General features: G+C 66.7%; 18 protein-coding genes. 4 read left to right on the top strand and 14 right to left on the bottom strand.

Annotated elements, in window-relative coordinates:
- Positions 1-16 precede the first annotated feature (16 nt).
- Both ACQZ13_RS11180 and ACQZ13_RS11175 read left to right on the top strand, forming a co-directional pair.
- On the top strand, positions 17-499 hold the full coding sequence (locus tag ACQZ13_RS11180) for a GreA/GreB family elongation factor (protein WP_431053191.1): 483 nt from the start codon (positions 17-19) through the stop codon (positions 497-499).
- On the top strand, positions 487-1,140 hold the full coding sequence (locus ACQZ13_RS11175) for a glutathione S-transferase (protein WP_431051897.1): 654 nt from the start codon (positions 487-489) through the stop codon (positions 1,138-1,140). The genes ACQZ13_RS11180 and ACQZ13_RS11175 overlap by 13 nt, the downstream gene beginning before the upstream one ends.
- 33 nt (positions 1,141-1,173) lie before the next feature.
- Here the strand turns inward: ACQZ13_RS11175 and ACQZ13_RS11170 are convergent, their stop codons facing one another.
- Together ACQZ13_RS11170 and ACQZ13_RS11165 are read right to left on the bottom strand one after the other, a co-directional pair.
- Positions 1,174-1,713: a hypothetical protein gene (locus tag ACQZ13_RS11170; protein ID WP_431051895.1), complete on the bottom strand. Its 540-nt coding sequence runs from the start codon at positions 1,711-1,713 to the stop codon at positions 1,174-1,176.
- A 193-nt stretch (positions 1,714-1,906) separates the two neighbouring features.
- The gene (locus ACQZ13_RS11165; RefSeq protein ID WP_431051893.1) at positions 1,907-4,546 is read right to left on the bottom strand and encodes an AAA family ATPase; all 2,640 of its coding nucleotides are present in this window, start codon (positions 4,544-4,546) and stop codon (positions 1,907-1,909) included.
- Between the two features lie 257 nt (positions 4,547-4,803).
- Between ACQZ13_RS11165 and ACQZ13_RS11160 the strand changes: the two genes are divergently transcribed.
- Positions 4,804-5,670 carry a lipase family protein gene (locus ACQZ13_RS11160; RefSeq protein WP_431051891.1) on the top strand — a complete coding sequence of 289 codons (867 nt, stop codon included), beginning with the start codon at positions 4,804-4,806 and terminating at the stop codon, positions 5,668-5,670.
- A 183-nt stretch (positions 5,671-5,853) separates the two neighbouring features.
- Here ACQZ13_RS11160 and ACQZ13_RS11155 read toward each other — a convergent pair whose 3' ends face one another.
- The 4 genes from ACQZ13_RS11155 to ACQZ13_RS11140 form a co-directional block, all read right to left on the bottom strand.
- Positions 5,854-6,435, bottom strand: coding sequence for a hypothetical protein (locus ACQZ13_RS11155; RefSeq protein ID WP_431051889.1), 582 nt, complete (start codon positions 6,433-6,435; stop codon positions 5,854-5,856).
- Positions 6,436-6,490: 55 nt separating this feature from the next.
- On the bottom strand, positions 6,491-7,123 hold the full coding sequence (gene upp, locus ACQZ13_RS11150; RefSeq protein ID WP_431051887.1) for a uracil phosphoribosyltransferase: 633 nt from the start codon (positions 7,121-7,123) through the stop codon (positions 6,491-6,493).
- An 85-nt stretch (positions 7,124-7,208) separates the two neighbouring features.
- Positions 7,209-7,985, bottom strand: coding sequence for a 23S rRNA (guanosine(2251)-2'-O)-methyltransferase RlmB (gene rlmB / locus ACQZ13_RS11145; protein WP_431051885.1), 777 nt, complete (start codon positions 7,983-7,985; stop codon positions 7,209-7,211).
- A gap of 25 nt (positions 7,986-8,010) precedes the next feature.
- Positions 8,011-8,796, bottom strand: coding sequence for a DUF1624 domain-containing protein (locus ACQZ13_RS11140; RefSeq protein WP_431051883.1), 786 nt, complete (start codon positions 8,794-8,796; stop codon positions 8,011-8,013).
- A gap of 172 nt (positions 8,797-8,968) precedes the next feature.
- Between ACQZ13_RS11140 and ACQZ13_RS11135 the strand changes: the two genes are divergently transcribed.
- Positions 8,969-10,657: a hypothetical protein gene (locus tag ACQZ13_RS11135; protein ID WP_431051881.1), complete on the top strand. Its 1,689-nt coding sequence runs from the start codon at positions 8,969-8,971 to the stop codon at positions 10,655-10,657.
- 47 nt (positions 10,658-10,704) lie between these two features.
- On the opposite strand, the gene ACQZ13_RS11130 is transcribed toward ACQZ13_RS11135, so the two are convergent.
- From ACQZ13_RS11130 to ACQZ13_RS11095, 8 genes are all read right to left on the bottom strand, one after another.
- Positions 10,705-11,889 (bottom strand): hypothetical protein, encoded by a 1,185-nt coding sequence (locus ACQZ13_RS11130; RefSeq protein ID WP_431051879.1) that lies wholly within the window; start codon positions 11,887-11,889, stop codon positions 10,705-10,707.
- A complete protein-coding gene (gene flgL / locus ACQZ13_RS11125; RefSeq protein WP_431051877.1) occupies positions 11,879-12,760 on the bottom strand; it encodes a flagellar hook-associated protein FlgL in 882 nt (293 codons plus the stop codon). The genes ACQZ13_RS11130 and flgL overlap by 11 nt, the downstream gene beginning before the upstream one ends.
- Before the next feature lie 86 nt (positions 12,761-12,846).
- A complete protein-coding gene (gene flgK, locus ACQZ13_RS11120; protein ID WP_431051875.1) occupies positions 12,847-14,214 on the bottom strand; it encodes a flagellar hook-associated protein FlgK in 1,368 nt (455 codons plus the stop codon).
- Positions 14,211-14,642, bottom strand: a complete 432-nt coding sequence (locus ACQZ13_RS11115; protein ID WP_431051873.1) for a rod-binding protein — start codon at positions 14,640-14,642, stop codon at positions 14,211-14,213. The genes flgK and ACQZ13_RS11115 overlap by 4 nt, the downstream gene beginning before the upstream one ends.
- Positions 14,642-15,766, bottom strand: a complete 1,125-nt coding sequence (locus ACQZ13_RS11110; protein ID WP_431051871.1) for a flagellar basal body P-ring protein FlgI — start codon at positions 15,764-15,766, stop codon at positions 14,642-14,644. Before ACQZ13_RS11110 ends, ACQZ13_RS11115 begins: the two co-directional genes overlap by 1 nt.
- A gap of 47 nt (positions 15,767-15,813) precedes the next feature.
- Positions 15,814-16,515 (bottom strand): flagellar basal body L-ring protein FlgH, encoded by a 702-nt coding sequence (flgH, locus tag ACQZ13_RS11105; protein WP_431051869.1) that lies wholly within the window; start codon positions 16,513-16,515, stop codon positions 15,814-15,816.
- 10 nt (positions 16,516-16,525) lie between these two features.
- Positions 16,526-17,314 carry a flagellar basal-body rod protein FlgG gene (gene flgG, locus ACQZ13_RS11100; RefSeq protein ID WP_431051867.1) on the bottom strand — a complete coding sequence of 263 codons (789 nt, stop codon included), beginning with the start codon at positions 17,312-17,314 and terminating at the stop codon, positions 16,526-16,528.
- A 115-nt stretch (positions 17,315-17,429) separates the two neighbouring features.
- Positions 17,430-18,164: a flagellar basal body rod protein FlgF gene (locus ACQZ13_RS11095; RefSeq protein ID WP_431051865.1), complete on the bottom strand. Its 735-nt coding sequence runs from the start codon at positions 18,162-18,164 to the stop codon at positions 17,430-17,432.
- Between the last annotated feature and the right edge of the window lie 2 nt (positions 18,165-18,166).

Genomic DNA, 18,166 nt, shown 5'->3' with positions numbered 1-18,166 from the left:
TTGCTGACCTTTCATGATGGATAAATCCTTGCTGCAGCAGCAGGTGCTGGAACGGCTCGCCGAAGACCTGCTGCAAGTCGAACAGGCCGCGCGCGTGGCGCATGAGACGGCGACTCACGAAGAGAACATCGCCGAGAACAAGTACGACACCTTGGGTCTCGAAGCCTCCTACCTCGCCACCGGTCAGGCCCGCCGCGCGGAAGCCATCCGCGAGGCGATCGCCGAGTGGCGCCAATTCCGCCCGCGCCCCTACGACGCCGAAAGAGGCATACAGCTCGGCGCGCTGGTCTGCCTGGTCGATGCCGACGACAAGCAGCAATTGCTCTTCCTCGGCCCGGACGGCGGCAGCATGAAGCTGGTCAACGACACTCAGCCTGTTCAGGTGATCAGCGGCGAAGCCCCCTTGGGCAGGGCCTTGCTGGGCAAGTGCGATGGGGATGAGGTAACGATACAGATCGCTTCCACCCGGCAGCATTTCGAGGTGCTATGGGTTCAATGAGCCGCCTGCCGCTGCTCTACACCTTCCGCCGCTGCCCCTACGCGATGCGCGCACGGATGGCGCTACTGCAAGCCGGGCGGGACTTCGACGCGGTGGAGGTCAGCCTGCGCGCCAAGCCGGCCAGCTTGCTGGCCCTGTCTCCCAAGGGGACGGTCCCCGTGCTGGAACTGCCCGATGGCGGCGTGATCGACGAGAGCTGGGACATCATGCGCTGGGCACTGGCCGCGCCCGATGCACAGGGCTGGTGGGCGCGGGCGCAGTCGCCGGAGAACCTGGACCTCGTGCGGCGGAATGACGGCGACTTCAAGCGCCACCTGGACCGCTGGAAGTACCCCCAGCGCTACACGGGTGAGACGCTTACGCCGGAGGCTCATCGCGACAGCGCGGTGGATGTGCTTCTGAGACCGCTGGAAGCGCGGTTGAGCAGCGCCCCCTTCCTGGGCGGCACCACGCCCTGCGGCACCGACCTGGCCGTGATGCCCTTCGTGCGCCAGTTCGCCGCGGTGGAGCCGGAATGGTTTGCAGCGCTGGACTTGCCGTCGCTGCGTTCCTGGCTGAACAGCTGGCTCGTTGACCCGCTGTTCACTGCGTGCATGCACAAGCTGCCCGAGGAAGGCGTGAATCGTTTTCCGCCGCTCTGACCCTGCCGGAAAAGTCAGGGATGCCGCTGGAAGCTACCGGCGGTAGCAGTCGAAAGCGGGTGAGCGCGTCGCATGGCCGTCCGGGTCATTGACCGCTGCATGCGCCTCAATCGATTCGCAAGGCAGCTTCGCCACGCCGAAGCGTGGGCGAGGTGCGTTCTCCAAGCCGTACGAATCCAGGAGCAACTGCCACGCACCGTCGGCATCCTTCAGCACGACGACCCACACCTCGGAGTCGATGCCGTCTGCTTCTGACGCCACCCAGTAAGGTAGTTGATGCCGTTCAGCCTGTTCGACGCACTTCAGCGCGGCAGAGCGATCGTCATCCAGTGCAACGAAGCCGCAGGCGCGCAAGCCCTCGGGGACGATGCCGAGCACCGCTTCCTGTGCCTCGACCCGCCACACTTTCGCCTGCTGCTCCCGCAGCGCGGTCTGCTCTGCGAGCGACAAGCGTGGATGCAAGCCCAGGCAGACCAGGCACACGCTGATCCCGACCCCGGTCAGGAGGGAGGCCAGGGTGCTGAAGCCGGAATTGACGATCATGGCTGACGAGAAAGCGGCCTTCGCCCCCATGTCTGATTGCTCCCGCAAGGATTGATGACAAGGGCAACTTTGCTTGACTCAGCTCCGCCGAGCAGAGCTTCACTATCAGTGTTCATAGATGCTCGTCGCCAACCTTCTCTACATCGTCTCCGGTAATTTCCAAGTTCATCTGATCATCCAAAAAACGTCAACAGCGGCCATGCGGTTGGCCCAGGCAATGAGTTCACGCTGGCGTTGCTTGGCCAGCATCCACGCGCCGCTTCTCGGTTGCCTTCTTGTTGTTGTCGATCAACTGCAGAGCAGCACCGATAGCCTCGATGTCGGCGAGAAATTCGTGGGGTTCAGGAAGCGCCGGCGGTGCCTCGGCGCCTCCTTCATGCGTGAAGTTCGAGCACCGAGTCATGCCGTTGTAGACGGCGCTGGCCTCGGCATCATCAACGGAAACGTACCGCAGCTTGGACGTCTCGATGGATCGCCTGAAGCGCTTGACGGTTCCAGCAAACAGGTGCTCCTCGATGAGGAGCTCCCATGTGTCGCGCATCCGTCGGTATCCATTGCGAACGATGTCGTTGTAGCGATCGTGGTTGTGCTCTTCCTCTAGTACCTTCTTGGCCAGCTTCGCCTGCTCTCGCAGTTCGTTAACCCGGGCGCTAAGTCGCTTGCCCTCAAAAGGCAGCCCGTCACCGCAGATACCTTTCTTTGAGCCGGCCGCGAACACATGACGGTCGACAGACGCCACGCCGTTCTCTTCTGCGAAATCCTTCAACGCCCAGGCGAAGGCTAGGTCGTGCGTGAACACGATGATCTGACGCTGCTTCGCCTCTAGCACCAGGCGCTTCGCGATCCTCTCTCTGCGCACATGATCGAGCGACGAGACGGGATCGTCGAAGATGAGCCCCGAGCGACCAGGCTCGATGCCGACCTCGGCCAGGAAAAGCGCCATCGCGATGACGCGCTGCTCTCCCTCGCTAAGGACGTCGGACACCTTTGCCCGCGCAAACTGCGCCGCTGTTCGAAGCTTAAGTTGCTGCATGCGTGCGCCCTTCTGGCCGGTCATCTCCAGGATGACGTCCAGCTTGCCCAGCCCCAAGTTTCCTAGCTCCTTCGCAAACGCCGTGCGCAGCTCTTCGGTCACATGCGCTTCATACAGCTCACCGATCTTCCCCGTGACTAGGCGGGTGCCGCAGCTCTTGATTGCCTCTCCAAACGCGTGGTCGCGTTTGTGCCACTCGATAGCGTCCTGCACCTTGGGCAGCAAATCCGCGAGCTTCAACCTAGCCTCCAGGTCAGCAAGGGTCCTGGTTTTTTGCTGGCGCTCCTCGGGAGTCATCGCCTTTTCGAGTCGAGCTGCCTGGTCGAGCTGCATGGCGATCAGCTCGTTGAGCGTTTGCACGGGCGATCCGGGCAGCTCCTCCAAGGGATCCAGCTTCCTGTTGCGCGCCATCGCGAGAACGCTTGCTTGACGCGTCTTCAAAGCAGTCGAGTACTCGTTGATCGCCGCCACCAGCTCGGGCCGGCTTTCGTGGAGTTCTTCCAGAAGCGTCGGGTCTGATGGAAAAGCGTCGAAGACCAAGGATTTGACCGCCAAGTAGAGCCGCTTCGTGATTTCACGTGCGGCGGAGGCCTTCTTCTGCGCATCGGCCTCCAGGAAGTTGACGAAGGACTTCAACCTGCCGGCGGCCTCTTCCGTCAGCGGCTGTTGGCAGAGAACGCAATGCGCATCGTAGTCCGGCCCGGGGAACTCGTGACCCGGATACGCCACCTCCGTGGCGTACTTCATTGCACTGCGTAGGAGAAACTCCCACGGCTCGCTGCCAGTGCCAACGACCTTCGCACCTTCTGCCTGCAGCGTCTCCGCCGCTAGATTGGACGCAGCTTCTGCTGTGACCATGGTGACGAAGGCGGCCGCCAACTGGGTAGTTGCCACGTCAACCAAGGGCGCCTCCAGCGAAGCAAGCTCATTGCGCAGCGTTCCCAGGCGTGTAGCTGTACGCCGGATGGCTGCCGCCAGCTTGACCGGATCCTCATCATTGAAGAGCTTGATGAGGATCTGCCGCTCGGCCTCCTCGTCAGCGGACAGCACGGCCAGCTTCTTGAATGCGTTGTAGTCGCTCTTGCGGCCAAGCGTACCGTGAGCGCGCCCGACAACCGTATTTCCCACGAGCGGCCCAAGCTGCGCATGATCGAACACATTGGCCTTGCGGGCCTCCTCAACTAACCGCTGGACGGGACCCAGCGCGTCGGACAGCCCATGAATGACTTCCATGCCATCCGGAACAAAGAGCACTTTTGCCTGGTTGTCCACGAACACGCGCGCGCAGTGCGCGTCGAAGACAGACATCTGAGACAGCGGCGCCGGTGGGTCGGTACCAACGGTCCATCCCTGCGAGTTGGCGACAGCACCTTCTTTCCAATCGAATACAGCGCTGGCGAGCAGCGGTCCTTTTGATTCGGCGTAGACGTCGGGAAGGATGTCCTCAACGTTGCGCGCCCGGCACGCCTTTTTCAGAGCTCGAGCGTAGCCCGACTTCCCTGCGCCGTTATGCCCGTACACGATGGTCAGGCCGGCGGCTTCGAAGGTTAGCGCTTGATCGGCGGAAATTGCATTCAAATTCTGAGGTGAGCGCAGCGCAACCAGACTAACGTCCACGCCGTCTCGCGCTCCCACAGGCAATGTCTTGGGGTCGAGTCGAACAGCAACCCGACCGTCCGGATCGGGTAGCCCGTGCTCTGCCTTGGCAAGAGCACAAAGATCCTGAAGGTCTTGGGGCTTCAAGCCACCGGCCACCAATCGACGTACCGCGTCGTCAATCCATGCTGGCTGCTCCGCGGCCCAAGCCGCGATGCTCTGGATGATTTGCATCCGCTCCTCCCTGCCCATTTGTTGAGCTATCTGCCGATGTTGCCACGGACCGACGAGGTCGAGAACATCTCCCGCGAGGGGTGACCCAGGAGGGTGAAGCCCAGGTGTGACCCTGGTGAGCAACACGTTGTCTGGGATTCAGCAGCATTCCTCCATAGAACTGATGATGCCTGTCCACTGTGCCGTCGTAGACCATGAACAGAAGCTGCCCAGCGATGGGGTGCCTTCACTCAATCCCTTTTTTTGGAACCTGCGGAATGATTGCCTACGACAGCTCGCCGACGGCGCTGTTCTTCCCCGAGACTCGTCCGACGGTGTTCGGGACCGCCGCCATCCCCAGCGAAGAGGCCCTAGCAATAGAAGCGGCTCGCCTTGCGTACTTGTGCTTCGAGACCCAGGTCCAAGCCAGACTCGACCTGACGTCTGCGCTCCGAGCCGCAGATTTCGGTGGGCCGACCACGTTCAATGACCGTTCGGTGGTTCCTATTGGATTCTTCACCGATAGCCAAGGCTATGCGGCGCTACGCAAGGCCGATGGCCTAGCGATATTGGCTTTTCGGGGCACTCAGCCAACCAGGCCCAGGGACATCCTTCTGGATTTTGACTTCCATACCGCAGCCTCCCCTCACTGGCCAGGCAGCGTGCACCACGGCTTCCTCCACGCCGCCGAGGCTCTATGGCCTGACGTCAAAGCGTGGCTGGAAGGAGAAGGTGCCTCGCGCAAGTTGCTTCTCGTCTGCGGCCACAGCCTGGGAGCGGCCATCGCCACCTTGATCGCCATGCGATCAAAGGCGGAGCGGCTCATCACGATCGGTGCGCCTCGGGTGGGCGATGCAACGTTTGTGGCTGGCTTAGCAGCGACACAGATCAAGCGCACTCGCATCGTTGACTCGGACGACATCGTCACCCAGCTTCCGCCCAAGTTTCTTGGGTATCGGCATCCCAACGACGGTGTGCTCATCGAGAAAAACGGACACATCAATCTGATGCCCAATCCCGCGCAGGTAGACCAAGACGTCGGGCTGCAGATCCTGTTCAATCTGGCCGTACCTTCGATCGAAGCATTGCCACCTGTCTTGTCTGACCATGCAACGGTCAACTACCTAAGGGCTTACTGGCCATAAAGATGACGGTTCGCCCTCATCTAGCGCCACCGAACGAGCTTCAACCACGGATCGATGTCCTCGATGGAGAGAGTCCGCCAGCGCCCACACTATCGACCGGCAGGCAACTGGCGGCGCCGCTCGAAGCGGCTACTTGGTAACGGCTTCTGAAGAATGCCTCTGGAATTCCCGCGCCTCTCTCCGCTACGGATCAATTGGCTCATACCCCACCACACTCATCCCGAGCGTGCCTCGATACCCCATGTCCGCGAGCCCGGTGACCTTCGCCACGGCGATTCGCACTGACGCAGCCTCCGCCGTCTCACCGGGCATCGGCGCGTGCCAGAAGGAATTGGCGCCGTAGCCGCCGGTGCCGTTCAGCAGCACCAGCGATCGCAATCCTGTCGTGACCAGGGACACCCGGCAGACCAGCGAGCGCCCGACCATGGCCGAATGCGACTCGACGGCGGCGAAGTCGGAGAGCGCGTACCTGCGCTGCTTTGCCGAGAGCCCGAACCGAGGCAGCCGCTCAATCAACACGAGGTTGCGAGCCCGATCGATGGTCGTGACATGGATGCGTGCCTGGACGAATTCCAGAATCACCCCGCACAGCATCATCGACGGGAAGAGCAGGAGCCAGAGCGCCTTCGGACTGGTGTCGTAGAAGGTGAACTTCCAGAACATCCAGCTCAACGCGGCCGCGAAGGCGAACAACCACAGCCACATCGTCGTCGGCCTGGGCCGGATGACGACGGTGGTGTCGGTGACTTCGAGGGAACGGGACATGACCGCGACAAGAGCGGAGCCCGGAGCCCCGCCGCTCATTCAGCGCGCCAGGACTTCAGAGATCCTTCGTCCCGAAGATCTTGTCCCCGGCGTCGCCCAGGCCCGGGATGATGTAGCCGTTCTCGTTCAGGTGCGAATCGATCGCCGCGGTCCAGCAGCGGATGTCCGGATGCGCCTTGTTCAGCGCCGCCACGCCTTCCGGCGCCGCGACCAGCACCAGCGCGCGGATGTCCTTGCAGCCGCGCTGCTTCAGCAGGTCCACCGTCGCGATCATCGAGCCCGCCGTCGCCAGCATCGGATCGACGATCAGCGCGGTGCGCTCGTCCAGCTTGCCGACGAACTTCTCGAAGTAGTTCACCGGCTGCAGCGTCTCGTGGTCCCGCGCCAGGCCGACCACGCTCACCTTGGCGTTGGGCATCATGTCCAGCACGCCGTCCAGCATGCCCAGACCCGCGCGCAGGATAGGCACCACCGTGACCTTGCGGCCCGCAATCTGGTCGATCTCGACCTGGCCGCACCAGCCCTCGATGGTCGTCTTCTCCAGCGGGAAATCCGCCGTCGCCTCGTAGGCCAGCAGCCGTGCCACCTCGCCGGTCAGCTCGCGGAACTTCTTGGTGGACATGTCGCCCTCCCGCATCAGGCCGATCTTGTGCTTGACGAGGGGATGCTTGACTTCGATGACTGGCATGGCGATACCCGGGGGATGGGGGATGCGGAGTTGGGAACGGCGCCTCGTGGGCGCCGGAATGGTCGCGATTATCTCGCGTCGGTGTTCAGGCGCCCTCGGCCTTCTTCTGACGCTGGCGCAGCGCCTCGTACAGGCACACGCCCGCCGCGACCGACACGTTCAGGCTCTCCACCGCGCCCTGCATCGGGATGCGCACCAGCTCGTCGCAGGTCTTTGCGGTCAACTGGCGCATGCCGTCGCCCTCGGCGCCCAGCACCAGCGCCACCGGACCGCTCAGGTCCAGGTCGTACAGCGTCTTCTCCGCCTGGTCCGAGGTGCCGATCACCCAGATGTCGCGCTCCTTGAGCTCGTTGAGCGAGCGCGCCAGGTTGGTCACCATCAGGTAAGGCACGGTCTCCGCGGCACCGCTGGCGACCTTGGCCACCGTGGCGTTGAGCCCCACCGCATGGTCCTTGGGCGCGACCACCGCATGCGCGCCGGCACCGTCGGCCACGCGCAGGCACGCGCCGAGGTTGTGCGGATCGGTGACGCCGTCCAGCACCAGCACCAGCGGCGGGCCCTCGACCTGCTCCAGCACTTCGTCCAGCGAATGCGACTTCGCCACCGCCTTGACCCGCGCCACCACGCCCTGGTGGCGGTGCGTGCCGCACAGCGCCTTCAGCCGGTCGTCGTCGCTCTCCACCAGCTTGGCGCCCGCCGCCTCGGCCTTCTCCAGGAAGCCGCGCATGCGCTGGTCCTTGCGGGTGGCGTCGAAGAGGATCTCCTGCACCGAGGCCGGCGCGGTCTTCAGGCGGACGGTGACGGCGTGGAAGCCGAACAGGATCTGGGTCTTGGCGGGAGAGGAGGAGGAGGAAGAGCTCATGGGCGCGATTGTCGCGCACCCGCCGTCACAGCCAGCCGAAGTGTCTCGCCGCCATCAGCGCGCCCAGCATCACCGGCTGGTGGAGCATGTAATACGACAGCGACCACCGCCCCATCACCGACAGCGGTCGCACGCCCGGCAGCAGCGGACGCTGCATCCAGGCGCGCACCGCCTCGATGCGCATGAGCGCGCAGCCCCACAGCATCGGGCCCAGCCACGGGAGGATGGGGACGAAGTCCTCGGTCAGCGGCTTGCGCGTGACCAGGCCGACCCAGTTCGTGGTGCGGGTGTCGAAGAAGGGATGCGCGATGAAGAACGGCAGCGCGACCGCGACCGCGCCCAGCCCCCACAGCGCGGCCGTGGGCAGTCTGGAGAAGCCGAAGCGCACCAGGATGAGCATCAGGGCCATGCCGTGCAGCACGCCGAAGCTGATGAAGGAACGCGGGTACATGAACCACGAGCCGATCGACACCAGCAGCGCGCACGCCATGACCTGACCCCAGCGGCGCCAGAAACGGTAGGCCGTCTGGCCCTGCGCCAGCGCCACCGCCTGGCCCATGCCGGCGCACAGCAGGAACAGGCTGACGATGGAGCTGCGCTGCCAGGTCCAGAACGGGTCGCGGTAGAAGTCCTCCACGATGACCTTGAAGTAGCTCAGGTCGAAGCAGAAGTGGAAGACGGTCATCCAGACCATCGCCAGCCCGCGCAAGGCATCGAGCCGGTCGTAACGCGGGGTCGTCGAAAAGGCGCGGGACACGGCCTCCAGGCCGGGGTCAGGCGTTGCGATCGGGAAGCGGGCCGGCGGATTCATCGGACTTGCAGTCTACATAAGCCGCCGCGCCGCTCGATGACGCGTGTCCGGTGTCCGATCGCCGCTCGCCTCCACCCCCCGCATTCAAGTGGGTCCAACACCCGAACCAGTCGATCGCCCCTCCGCGTTCCACCAGTCCGTGTCATTGAGCGGAACAGAACAGAAATCGACGATGGCGCCCTCCCTTTTCGAACTGAGCCCCATGCGCTTCCACCCCCCTTCCCTGCTGTCCACGCTCGCCGTCTGCGCCCTGGTCGCCGCCTGCGGCGGACGTTCGTCGGACCCGGTCGCGACGCCGTCCAGCACCCTGATCCCCGTCCCGGATCCCACGGTCGCCTGCAGCATCCTGCGCGTCACGCCGGACAACGCGATCAAGCAGACCTTCGTCGATCCGCTGATGACCATCGTCTACGCCGCCCCCTCGGCCGGGGCCTGCGGCGACCTCACGCTGCAGGACTCGTCCCGGTCGGCGGTCGCCGCGACCGTCGTCGCCAGCAGCGAGTGGCCCAACCCGCAAGGCGGCTACATCGGCACGCGCACGATCGAAGCCGCCGCGGCGCTCAACCCCGCCGCCATCTACAGCCTGCGCTGGAACGACAAGACCATCTCCACCTTCAAGACCGGCACGGAACGGCGCGGCGCGGTGGTGTCGGTCACCGAGCAGGCCCTGCAACTCCCGTCGCTGCCCGATGCCGCGCACCTCGGCCAAGGCGACATCAACGACGTGCTGGACTCGCTTGCTGAATTGATGGCCAAGGGCAACGACATCAAGAAGGCGCTGTTCGCGACCGTGCTGCGGCACGAACTGCCCAACATCGCCCGACCGGACGCCCGTTTCGGCGCCAGCATCGGCAAGCTCGCCTACCGCAGCGCCGATGCACGCGGCAATCCGGTGACGCTGAGCGCGCTGCTGATCGCGCCCGAGCAGTCGCCCGGCGGGACCCCGGTCGAGTTCAACGGCATGCCGATCGTCGTCGGACAGCGCGGCTCCACCGACAACAACTCGGACGCGCCCTCCTCCGGCGCCACGACGATGGCCATCCCCGGTCTGATCGCGGCGGGCAAGGGCCAGGTGTTCGTGGCACCCGACCTGATCGGCCTGGGCGATTCGAAGGCGCTGCCGCAGGCCTACCTCGTCGCCGCCGATACCGCCGGCCAGACCCAGGATCTGCTGCGCGCCGTCCGCGCGCACTTCCAGGAGCAGTACCGGTCCACGCTCGGCATGGACCTGCGCCTGTTCGGCGGATCGCAGGGCGCGCATTCCACCATCGCGTCCCTGCCGTACCTGGCGCGGGAAGGCACGGTCCGCGTCGTCTCCGCCTCGCAAGGCCCCTACGACGTCTACCGGACCTTCCACGGCGCGCTGCTGGCCCTGGGCGGCGCCGCCCGGGACGCCTACGCCATCAACGAGAACCTGGACTTCCTGCCCGGCCGCACCCGCGACGTCATGACCAGCTTCCAGGCCTACGGCAACTACGCCTTCGATGCCAAGACCGTCTTCGACGCCGACGGCAAGATCCTTCCGTCCTTCCTCGCCGATTACAAGGACGGCAAGGTCAAGGACTTCGTCCGCCAACTCGGCGCGAACAGCCTGGTCACCGGATCCCAGGTCTACGACCTGCCGCAGGCCCAGGTGCAGCTGTACCACTTCAGCGCCGACACCCTGGTACCGGCACAGAACACGGTGGACATGCTGGCCGCATTGGCCGACAGGAAGCACCGCTTTGCCAGCATCCAGCGCGGCAACTGCCATGAGAACTCGGAGCTGGTGAAGCTCATCGTCAGGCTGAGCAAGAGCAGCACGACCACCCACACGATCTGCGTGGCGTTCCAGATCGACGATTTCGTCGGCGGGCTCTGAACCACCATCCCGGCGCCCAGACGTTCGGGCGCCCAGGCGCCCGGAACTCAGGAGCTCAGCAACTGCCGCACGCGCTGCCGGTGCATGCCGCGCAGCGCCGGCAGCAGCGCGCCGACGTCGCTGTACTCGGCGCCGGACAGCGCGCCCGCCAGCGATCCGGCGAGCGCCCCGGCCTGCGCCGGCGACAGGGGCTCGCCCTCCGCCCATGTGGGCCGCGCGGCCGATTCGAGCTGCTCATGCAGGCGAGCCCGCGCCTGCGCCACCTTCGGCTGCGCCTGGAGCAGCTGACCCAGCGCCTGGCGCTGGCCGCTCGCCTCCTTGACGTCCCAGCGCTGCGGCTGCAGCGCCTCGGGCGAAGGCTCCAGCAGCGCACGCACCGGCTGACCGCTCGGGAAGCGCTTGCCTTCGCCGCGCAGCGTCAGGCCGTCGCGCAAGGCGGGCCATTGCGATTCAGCCACGCTGAAAACGATCTCCGTGCCCTGCGCCTGCACCGACAGGCCCGCTGGGGACAAAGCCTTCGTCAGCGCCTGCAGTTGCTGCTGGGTGCCTTCGCCATCCAGCGTGACAGCGATCAGCGTCGGCTTGCCGCCCGTAGCGCCGAAGCCACCCGTGCCGCCGCCCGTGCCGCTGTCCTGCGCTTGACCCGGCAACTGCAACCGCAGCGTTTCCTTGCCGCCCTGCTGCAGCACGGCCAGATCGAGGCCGCGCAGCTTGAAGCGCTGGCGCGCCGCGCCGTCCTCGGGCGCGGCCTGCAATTCGGCATCGACGCGTCCGCCGGCGTCACGGCTGCGCTGCGACCAGAGTTGGCGCAATTGATCGAGCTGCCCGTTCACCGCCGCGGACGGTGCGGCCTGGCGCGCCAGCGTGTCGCTGAGGCCGCCCTTGAGCTGCTGCATGGCCGCGGCCAGACGATCGAGGTAATCCAGCCCCTGCTGCAGTTTGCCGAGCTGAAGCTGTGCGCCGGGCTCGCGCGCCGACGAAGCGCCATCGCCTGCCCGCAGCGGCGCGGCGGAGAGAACGGCGACAGCCGGCGCCTCGCCGGCGCGCGCGCCTCGGGCCGCTGCGACGCCCGATCGCGTGGCGACGACCGCCGCGCCCTCCGCGCCGCTCGCTGCCGAGGAGGCTGCCGCCGACGACGCCACGTTCGACAGCGCGGGCGCGCGAGCGCCGTCGGTCGTCCGCCCTGTGCGGTCCCCGCCGAACAGCGGCGCGGTGATGCCGTCAGATCGCATCGAACAGGCTCAGCTGGCTGACCTTCGCGTAGGCCTTCTGCGTCGCCTGCAGCGCCAGCGTGTAGCTGTTGAGGCGGGTGGCGGCCTCGCCGTAGTCGATCTGGCCGAGGTCGATGGCGCTCTGCTGATTCGCCAGACTCACCGACGCATGATTGGTGGCGATCGTGTCCAGGATGTTCTGCCGTCCGCCGAGCTGCCCGATCTTGCCCGCCACGTCGCCCAGCGTCTGGTCGAGCGCAGCGATCATCGCGGTCACGTCGGCGTGCGCGCTCTCGGCGGTCACGCCCGGCATGGCCAGTTGGCCGCCCAGCGCATTGAGCTGCCGCAGGAAGGCGCCTATGCCCTCCAGGGACACGTTGCCGCCTATGGTCATGTTGTCCGCCACCGCGACCTGCTGCGTCTGCGAGTTGCCCTGGAAGTTGTAGGCCGCATCCACCGTCGGCTGGTCGCTGGCCGTGCCGGAGAACAGGTAGCGGCCTTCCGCGTTCTTGCCGTTGGCCAGGAAGAGCAGGCTGTCGTGCAGCGTCTTCACCGAGCCCGACATCGCGTTCAGGTCGTCGCCGGTGTTGCCCGCGTCGGCCGCCCAGACCAGCAGGTCGCGCGTGGCCTGCAGGTCCTCGCGGATGCTGTCGAGCGAGACCTCGCTGGTCTTGAGCCGGCTCTGCAGCGCGCCGATGTTGTCGCGGTACTGGCCGAGCGCGGCCTCCTCGCGCGACAGCCGCGCCAGGCGCAGCGCGGCGATGCTGTCGTCGGACGGCTTGAGCACGCGCTGGCCCGAGGCCATCTGCTGCATCACGTGCGTCAGGCCCTCGTTGGCGGCCTGCAGCGCGCTGTTCATCGTCGTGTGGTACTGGTTGCTGGCGATGCGCATGGGAGCTTCTCCGAAGGGCGACAGGCAGGAGGCGGACTGGACCTGGACAGGCGGCAGGGACGGGAACGGCGGCTTCGAGTGCGGGCTCAGCCCAGCATCTGCAGCGTGCTGTCGAACAGCTGGTTGGCCACGGCCACCACCTTCATGTTGGCCTGGTACATCTGCTGGTACTGCATCAGGTTGATGGCTTCCTCGTCGGTGTTGACGCCGGCGCTGGACTTCCAGTCCTCCTCGGACTGGTCGCGCACGGTGGTCGCGGTCTTCTGCGAGCCCTGGTTCAGCGAGCTCGCCACGCCCAGCTTGCCCACCAGCTGCGTGAAGACGTCGCCGGTGACGATCTGCGAAGTGCCGGCGGCGTTGCCGGCGGCGTCGAAGGTGGTGATGGTCATCGGCCGGTTCTTCAGGGCGATCAGCGCGGTGAGGTTGCCGCTGTCGCCGCTGACCGTGGCGCTGCTGGAGAAGGCCAGCTGCGCCGCGGTGATGCCGGTCATCTTGAGCGTGCCGCCGCTGGTGTCGAACAGCGCCGCGCCGGGCGTGGCCGCCGGCGGCGCGAAGCCCGACGCCAGCTGCGCGTTGAACGCGTTGCCGATGCCCAGCGCCAGCTCCGAGATCGTCGTGCGCATGGGCCCCAGCACCTGCTTCTGCAGATCCGCCAGGCCGCCGAGCTGACCGCCCTGCCCCACGTCCGAGACGGTGAACGCGGTGTTGGCGAACTGGAGCTTCAAGGCGGCGGGACCGGCGGTGGACAGCGTCGCCGCGTCGGCGCCGACGACCAGCGGCTGGCCGCCCTTGAGCGACACGCTCTTGGCGCCGTCCGGCGTGTCCACGACCTGCAGGCCGACCAGCGCGGACAGCGACTTGATCTTCTCGTCACGCGCGTCCTGCAGGCCGGCGTCGTTCATGCCGGTGGCGCGGCTGCCGGCGATCTGCTTGTTCAGCAGCGCGATGTCCTGCGTCAGCGCGTTGACCTGGTTGACCACGCCCTCGCGCTGCGTCGCGATCGCGGTCTGCTGGTTGGTGAACAGCTGCTGCAGGCTGTCGAAACGCTTGACCAGGCCATCGGCGGCGGTCAGCACGGCCTCGCGCAGCGGGCCGGATTCGGGCTGCACGCTGGCGGCATTGAGCGCGGCGAAGAACTGGTCGATGCCGTTGTTGATGTTGGCGGTGTCGTCGGACATGACCTGCTCCAGCTGCGTCATGTAGGACTGGCCGGCGCTGTACTGGCCGAGCTGGCTGGTGGCCTGCCATAGCTGCACGCTCTTGAAGCTGTCGGCGAAGCGCAGCAGTTTGGACACCTGCACGCCGGCGCCGCCCTGCGGCGTCTGCATCGAGCCCAGCAGCACGCCGGTGCGGGTATAGCCCGGCGTCATCGCGTTGGCGACGTTCTGGCTGGTGGTGCCCAGCGCGGCCTGGGCGGCCTGCGCGCCGGTGAGGCCGTTGAGGAGGATGCTCATGAGGTCGAGGTTCCGGAGGAGGCGGAAGTGCTTGCGGGATCGCCTGCAGGTGTGCGTGCCGGCAAGGCCGCGGGGGTCTTCTCTCCGGAAGGCGACGCGGAAGCGGCGGAACTTAAACCGGCTGCGGGCAGCACCTGCTTGAGCATCAGATCGGCGATGCCGAAGGCGCGCTGCTGGGCGAGCGCGTCGGCGACCATCCCGTCGGCCAGGTCCAGCATGTCCTGGTTGGCGCGCTTGTTCTCCGCGCTGTCGTCGTCGGCCAGCGCGCGCGTGCCGGCCCGCATCTGGCTGATCATCTGCTTGATGAAGAAGGCTTCGAACTTGACGGCGGCATCTGTGGCCTGCGCCTTGATGCGGGCGTCGGGATCCTTGGCGCCGTCCAGCGCAGTGGCCAAGGGCATCGGAGAGGAGGTCGGAAAGTCGCTCATCAGATGACCTGCAGTTCGCCTTCGATGGCCCCGGCCTGGTCCAGCGCCTGGAGGATCGCCATCAGGTCGTCCGGGTTGGCGCCGATGCTGTTGACCATGTCGACGATCGCCTGCAGCGAAGTGCCTGCCGGCCAGCGGAACATCCGACCATCACCCTGGTCCACGCGCAGCTGCGACTGCGGCACCGTCTGCGTGCGCCCCTGGCTGAAGGCGTTGGGCTGACTCACCTGGGGGCTCTCGCTGATCACCACCTTCAGCGATCCGTGCGACACCGCCGCCGGGCGCACCTTGACGCCGTCGGCGATGACCACCGTCCCGGTGCGGGAGTTGAAGATCACTCGCGGCAACGCCGGCGCCGCATCGATGGACATGCCCTGCAGCTGTGCGACGAAGGCGACCCGCTGAGTCGACTCCATGGGCGCGCGCACCGACACGCTGGTGCCGTCGCGCGTCGACGCCGTTCCGCCGCCGAAGCGCTGGTTCAGCGCGTCGACGATCTGCGTCGCGGTCTGGAACGCGGGCCGCTTCAGGTTCAGCACCACGTCCGGACGCGTGTCGAAGTCGCTCGATATCTCCCGCTCGATCGAGGCGCCGTTGGGCACGCGGCCGGTCGTCGGCGTGTTCACCGTCACGCTGGAGCCGCTCTGCCCCTGCGCGCTCAATCCCGTCACGACGAGGTTGCCCTGCGCCAGCGCATAGACCTCGCCGTCGGCGGCGTGCAGCTCGGTCAGCAGCAGCGTGCCGCCGCGCAGGCTCTTCGCGTCGCCGAGCGAGGACACCGTGATGTCGATCGCCTGGCCGCGCCGATAGCCCGACGGGAAACTCGCGCTCACCATCACCGCGGCCGCGTTGCGCGATTTGGCCTCGGTCTTCTCCGGGAGCTTCACGCCGAACTGCTTCAGCAGGTTGGCCACCGACTGCCCGGCGAACTTCACCTGCGTGCTGTCGCCGCTGCCGTTCAGGCCGACGACCAGACCGTAGCCCAGCAGCTGGTTCTCGCGCACGCCTTCGATGTCGACGAGCTGGCGCAGCGGCTGCGCGGCGAAGCTCGGTGCGGCGACGGCCAGACCGAGGACTGCACCGAGCACCAGACCGATGGACAGGGAGATCAAGCGCTTCTTCATGAGGGTCTCGCGGTGGACGAATGTCGAATCGGAAGTCGGATCGGATCTCAGATCGGATTCCACGGGCTGTTGAACCAGCGCGTGAACCAGCCCGGCGTGGCGGCGTCGGCCAGCACGCCGCGGCCGCTGTAGGCGATGCGGGCGTTGGCGACGCGCTGCGAGGACACGCGGTTCTCGCTGTCCACGTCGGCCGGTCGGACATAGCCGGCCACGCGCATCAGCTCCTCGCCCTGGTTCAGCGTCAGGCTTTTTTCGCCGTGCACGCGCAACAGGCCGTTGGAGGTCACCTCCTGCACGACGACGGTGATCGCGCCCTGCAGCGTGTTCTGCTGCGTGCTGCTGCCGCTGCCGTTGAAGTCGCGGCCGGCATTGATCCCGTACGCGCGCTGCTTGCCGTTCAGGTCCAGGCCGAGGCTGCCGCCGCTGGTCTTGCCGCTCTGCGTGTTGGCGCTCTTGCTGGCCTGCGTCGCCTCTTCGAGCACGATGGTCAGCACGTCGCCCGAGCGGAACGCCCGTGTGTCCGCGATCAGGCTGGCGCTGCGGCCCGCGGCGAACACGCCGCCGCCGGAGGGCTTCACCGTCTCGGCGATCGGCAACGGCAGGCCGCCCGGATCGGCGCTGGGCAGCTCCGGCGGCGCGATGATCGCGCAGCCGCCCAAGGTCGTTGCGACGACCATCGCGAGGGCGACGGCAAGCCTCCCGCGGCGCACGGATCGCTCGGCCTTGAAGTCTTGGGGGGCAGCGTTCATCGCGTTCTCCTCAGCGTGCGGCCTGCGCCAGCACCTGCAGCATGTTGTCGGCGGCGGAGAGCACCTTGGTGTTCATCTCGTAGGTGCGCTGGGCCGCGATCATGTCGACCATCTCCTCGACGACCTGCACGTTCGAGCCTTCCAGCGCGCCCTGCTTGAGCTTGCCCAGGCCGTTCTCGCCGGGCACGCCTTCGGTGGGCGCGCCGCTGGCGCCGGTCTCCTGGTAGAGGTTGTCGCCCAGCGCCAGCAGACCGGCCGGATTGACGAACTGCGTCAGGCGCAGCTGGCCGATCTCCTGCGGCGCGGCGTTGTCCGCGACGGTGATCGACACGGCGCCGTTCTCGGCAATCGTCAGCGACTTCGCATTGATGGGCACGGTGATCTCGGGCTGCAGACGCTGGCCCTGCGCCGTCGTCAGGCGGCCTTCCGGGCTCAGGTTGAGCTGGCCGGCGCGCGTGTAGGCCGGACGGCCGTTCGGGCCCTCGACCTGCAGGAAGCCGTTGCCGACGATGGCGATGTCCATGCTCTGGCCGGTCGTCTGCAGGCTGCCGTTGGTGAACACCTTCTGCGTGCCCACCATGCGCGTGCCGTTGCCCAGCTGCACGCCGGTGGGCGCGGCGGTGCCGTCCTCGGCCTGGGCGCCGGGCTGGCGCTCCACCTGGTAGAAGAGGTCCTCGAACATCACCCGGTCGCGCTTGAAGCCGACCGTGTTGACGTTGGCCAGGTTGTTGGCGATCGCTTGCAGCTTGGCGTCCTGCGCCTGCACGCCGGTCTTGCTGATCCACATGGCGGGGTTCATCGGGGGCTCCTTGGGGATGTTCGGGAATGGCGGGAATGTCGGGGAAACGGATTCGAAGAGGGAGACGAGGTCGAGGTCGAGGTCGAGGTCGAGATCAACGTCGAGACTCGACGCCTCACTCGCGGACCAGACGGTTGCCGGTGTCGGCCATGCCGTCGGCGGCCTTGTAGAGGCGCATCTGCAGCTCGAAGTCGCGGGCGAGGTTCATCGTGGCGACCATCTCCTCGACGGCCGACACGTTGCTCGATTCGAGCTTGCCCTTGGCGACCTGCACCGCCGGATCGGCCGCCGGTGTGCTGCCGTCGCGCGTCACCAGCAGGCCGGCTTCGTTCTTCGTCAGTTGCGAGAACGGCGGCTTGACCAGCTTGAGCCGGTCCACCGTCTGCAGCTCCGGCTGGCCGTTGGACAGGACCGAGATCGTGCCGTCGGCCTGCACTTCCAGCTTGTCATGCGGCGGCAGCACGATCGGACCGCCCTCGCCCAGCACCGCGTGGCGGCCCAGTCGCAGCGTGCCGTCGGCGTCGACGGTGAAGTTGCCGCTGCGGGTGTAGGCCTCTTGCCCCGCCGGACCGTCCTGCGCGACCGCGAACAGGCCTTCGCCCTCGACCGCCAGGTCGAGGTCGCGACCCGTGTCGCGCTGGCTGCCGGCGCGCGCGCTGATGACGTCCGAGCGCGCCTGCGACAGGTGCCGCGCGTCGTAGCCGTAGCCCAAGACCCGCGCGGCGCTCGCCTGCTCCAGGTTGGCGCGGAAGCCGGCCGTCTCCAGGTTGGCCAGGTTGTTGGCATGCACGGCCTGCGCGCGCTGGATGCGCTCGGCGCCGCTCATGACGGTGTAGATCAGCGCGTCCATGC

It is taken from the genome of Roseateles sp. L2-2, from assembly GCF_050613215.1.
In the GTDB taxonomy this organism is placed as follows: Bacteria; Pseudomonadota; Gammaproteobacteria; order Burkholderiales; family Burkholderiaceae_C; genus Roseateles; species Roseateles noduli.
The sequence above is the reverse complement of the archived record's forward strand: the minus strand, read 5'-3'. Positions and strand labels throughout refer to the sequence as shown.

What these genes read in the sequence shown, in the direction of transcription:
- ACQZ13_RS11180 (WP_431053191.1), top strand. Translation starts at nt 17, where the DNA reads ATGGATAAATCCTTGCTGCAGCAGCAGGTGCTGGAACGGCTCGCCGAA.
- flgK (WP_431051875.1), bottom strand. Translation starts at nt 14,214, where the DNA reads ATGAGCATCCTCCTCAACGGCCTCACCGGCGCGCAGGCCGCCCAGGCC.
- ACQZ13_RS11115 (WP_431051873.1), bottom strand. Translation starts at nt 14,642, where the DNA reads ATGAGCGACTTTCCGACCTCCTCTCCGATGCCCTTGGCCACTGCGCTG.
- ACQZ13_RS11110 (WP_431051871.1), bottom strand. Translation starts at nt 15,766, where the DNA reads ATGAAGAAGCGCTTGATCTCCCTGTCCATCGGTCTGGTGCTCGGTGCA.
- ACQZ13_RS11165 (WP_431051893.1), bottom strand. Translation starts at nt 4,546, where the DNA reads ATGCAAATCATCCAGAGCATCGCGGCTTGGGCCGCGGAGCAGCCAGCA.
- flgH (WP_431051869.1), bottom strand. Translation starts at nt 16,515, where the DNA reads ATGAACGCTGCCCCCCAAGACTTCAAGGCCGAGCGATCCGTGCGCCGC.
- rlmB (WP_431051885.1), bottom strand. Translation starts at nt 7,985, where the DNA reads ATGAGCTCTTCCTCCTCCTCCTCTCCCGCCAAGACCCAGATCCTGTTC.
- flgG (WP_431051867.1), bottom strand. Translation starts at nt 17,314, where the DNA reads ATGAACCCCGCCATGTGGATCAGCAAGACCGGCGTGCAGGCGCAGGAC.
- ACQZ13_RS11155 (WP_431051889.1), bottom strand. Translation starts at nt 6,435, where the DNA reads ATGTCCCGTTCCCTCGAAGTCACCGACACCACCGTCGTCATCCGGCCC.
- ACQZ13_RS11170 (WP_431051895.1), bottom strand. Translation starts at nt 1,713, where the DNA reads ATGGGGGCGAAGGCCGCTTTCTCGTCAGCCATGATCGTCAATTCCGGC.
- flgL (WP_431051877.1), bottom strand. Translation starts at nt 12,760, where the DNA reads ATGCGCATCGCCAGCAACCAGTACCACACGACGATGAACAGCGCGCTG.
- ACQZ13_RS11160 (WP_431051891.1), top strand. Translation starts at nt 4,804, where the DNA reads ATGATTGCCTACGACAGCTCGCCGACGGCGCTGTTCTTCCCCGAGACT.
- ACQZ13_RS11135 (WP_431051881.1), top strand. Translation starts at nt 8,969, where the DNA reads ATGGCGCCCTCCCTTTTCGAACTGAGCCCCATGCGCTTCCACCCCCCT.
- ACQZ13_RS11130 (WP_431051879.1), bottom strand. Translation starts at nt 11,889, where the DNA reads ATGCGATCTGACGGCATCACCGCGCCGCTGTTCGGCGGGGACCGCACA.
- upp (WP_431051887.1), bottom strand. Translation starts at nt 7,123, where the DNA reads ATGCCAGTCATCGAAGTCAAGCATCCCCTCGTCAAGCACAAGATCGGC.
- ACQZ13_RS11095 (WP_431051865.1), bottom strand. Translation starts at nt 18,164, where the DNA reads ATGGACGCGCTGATCTACACCGTCATGAGCGGCGCCGAGCGCATCCAG.
- ACQZ13_RS11175 (WP_431051897.1), top strand. Translation starts at nt 487, where the DNA reads ATGGGTTCAATGAGCCGCCTGCCGCTGCTCTACACCTTCCGCCGCTGC.
- ACQZ13_RS11140 (WP_431051883.1), bottom strand. Translation starts at nt 8,796, where the DNA reads ATGAATCCGCCGGCCCGCTTCCCGATCGCAACGCCTGACCCCGGCCTG.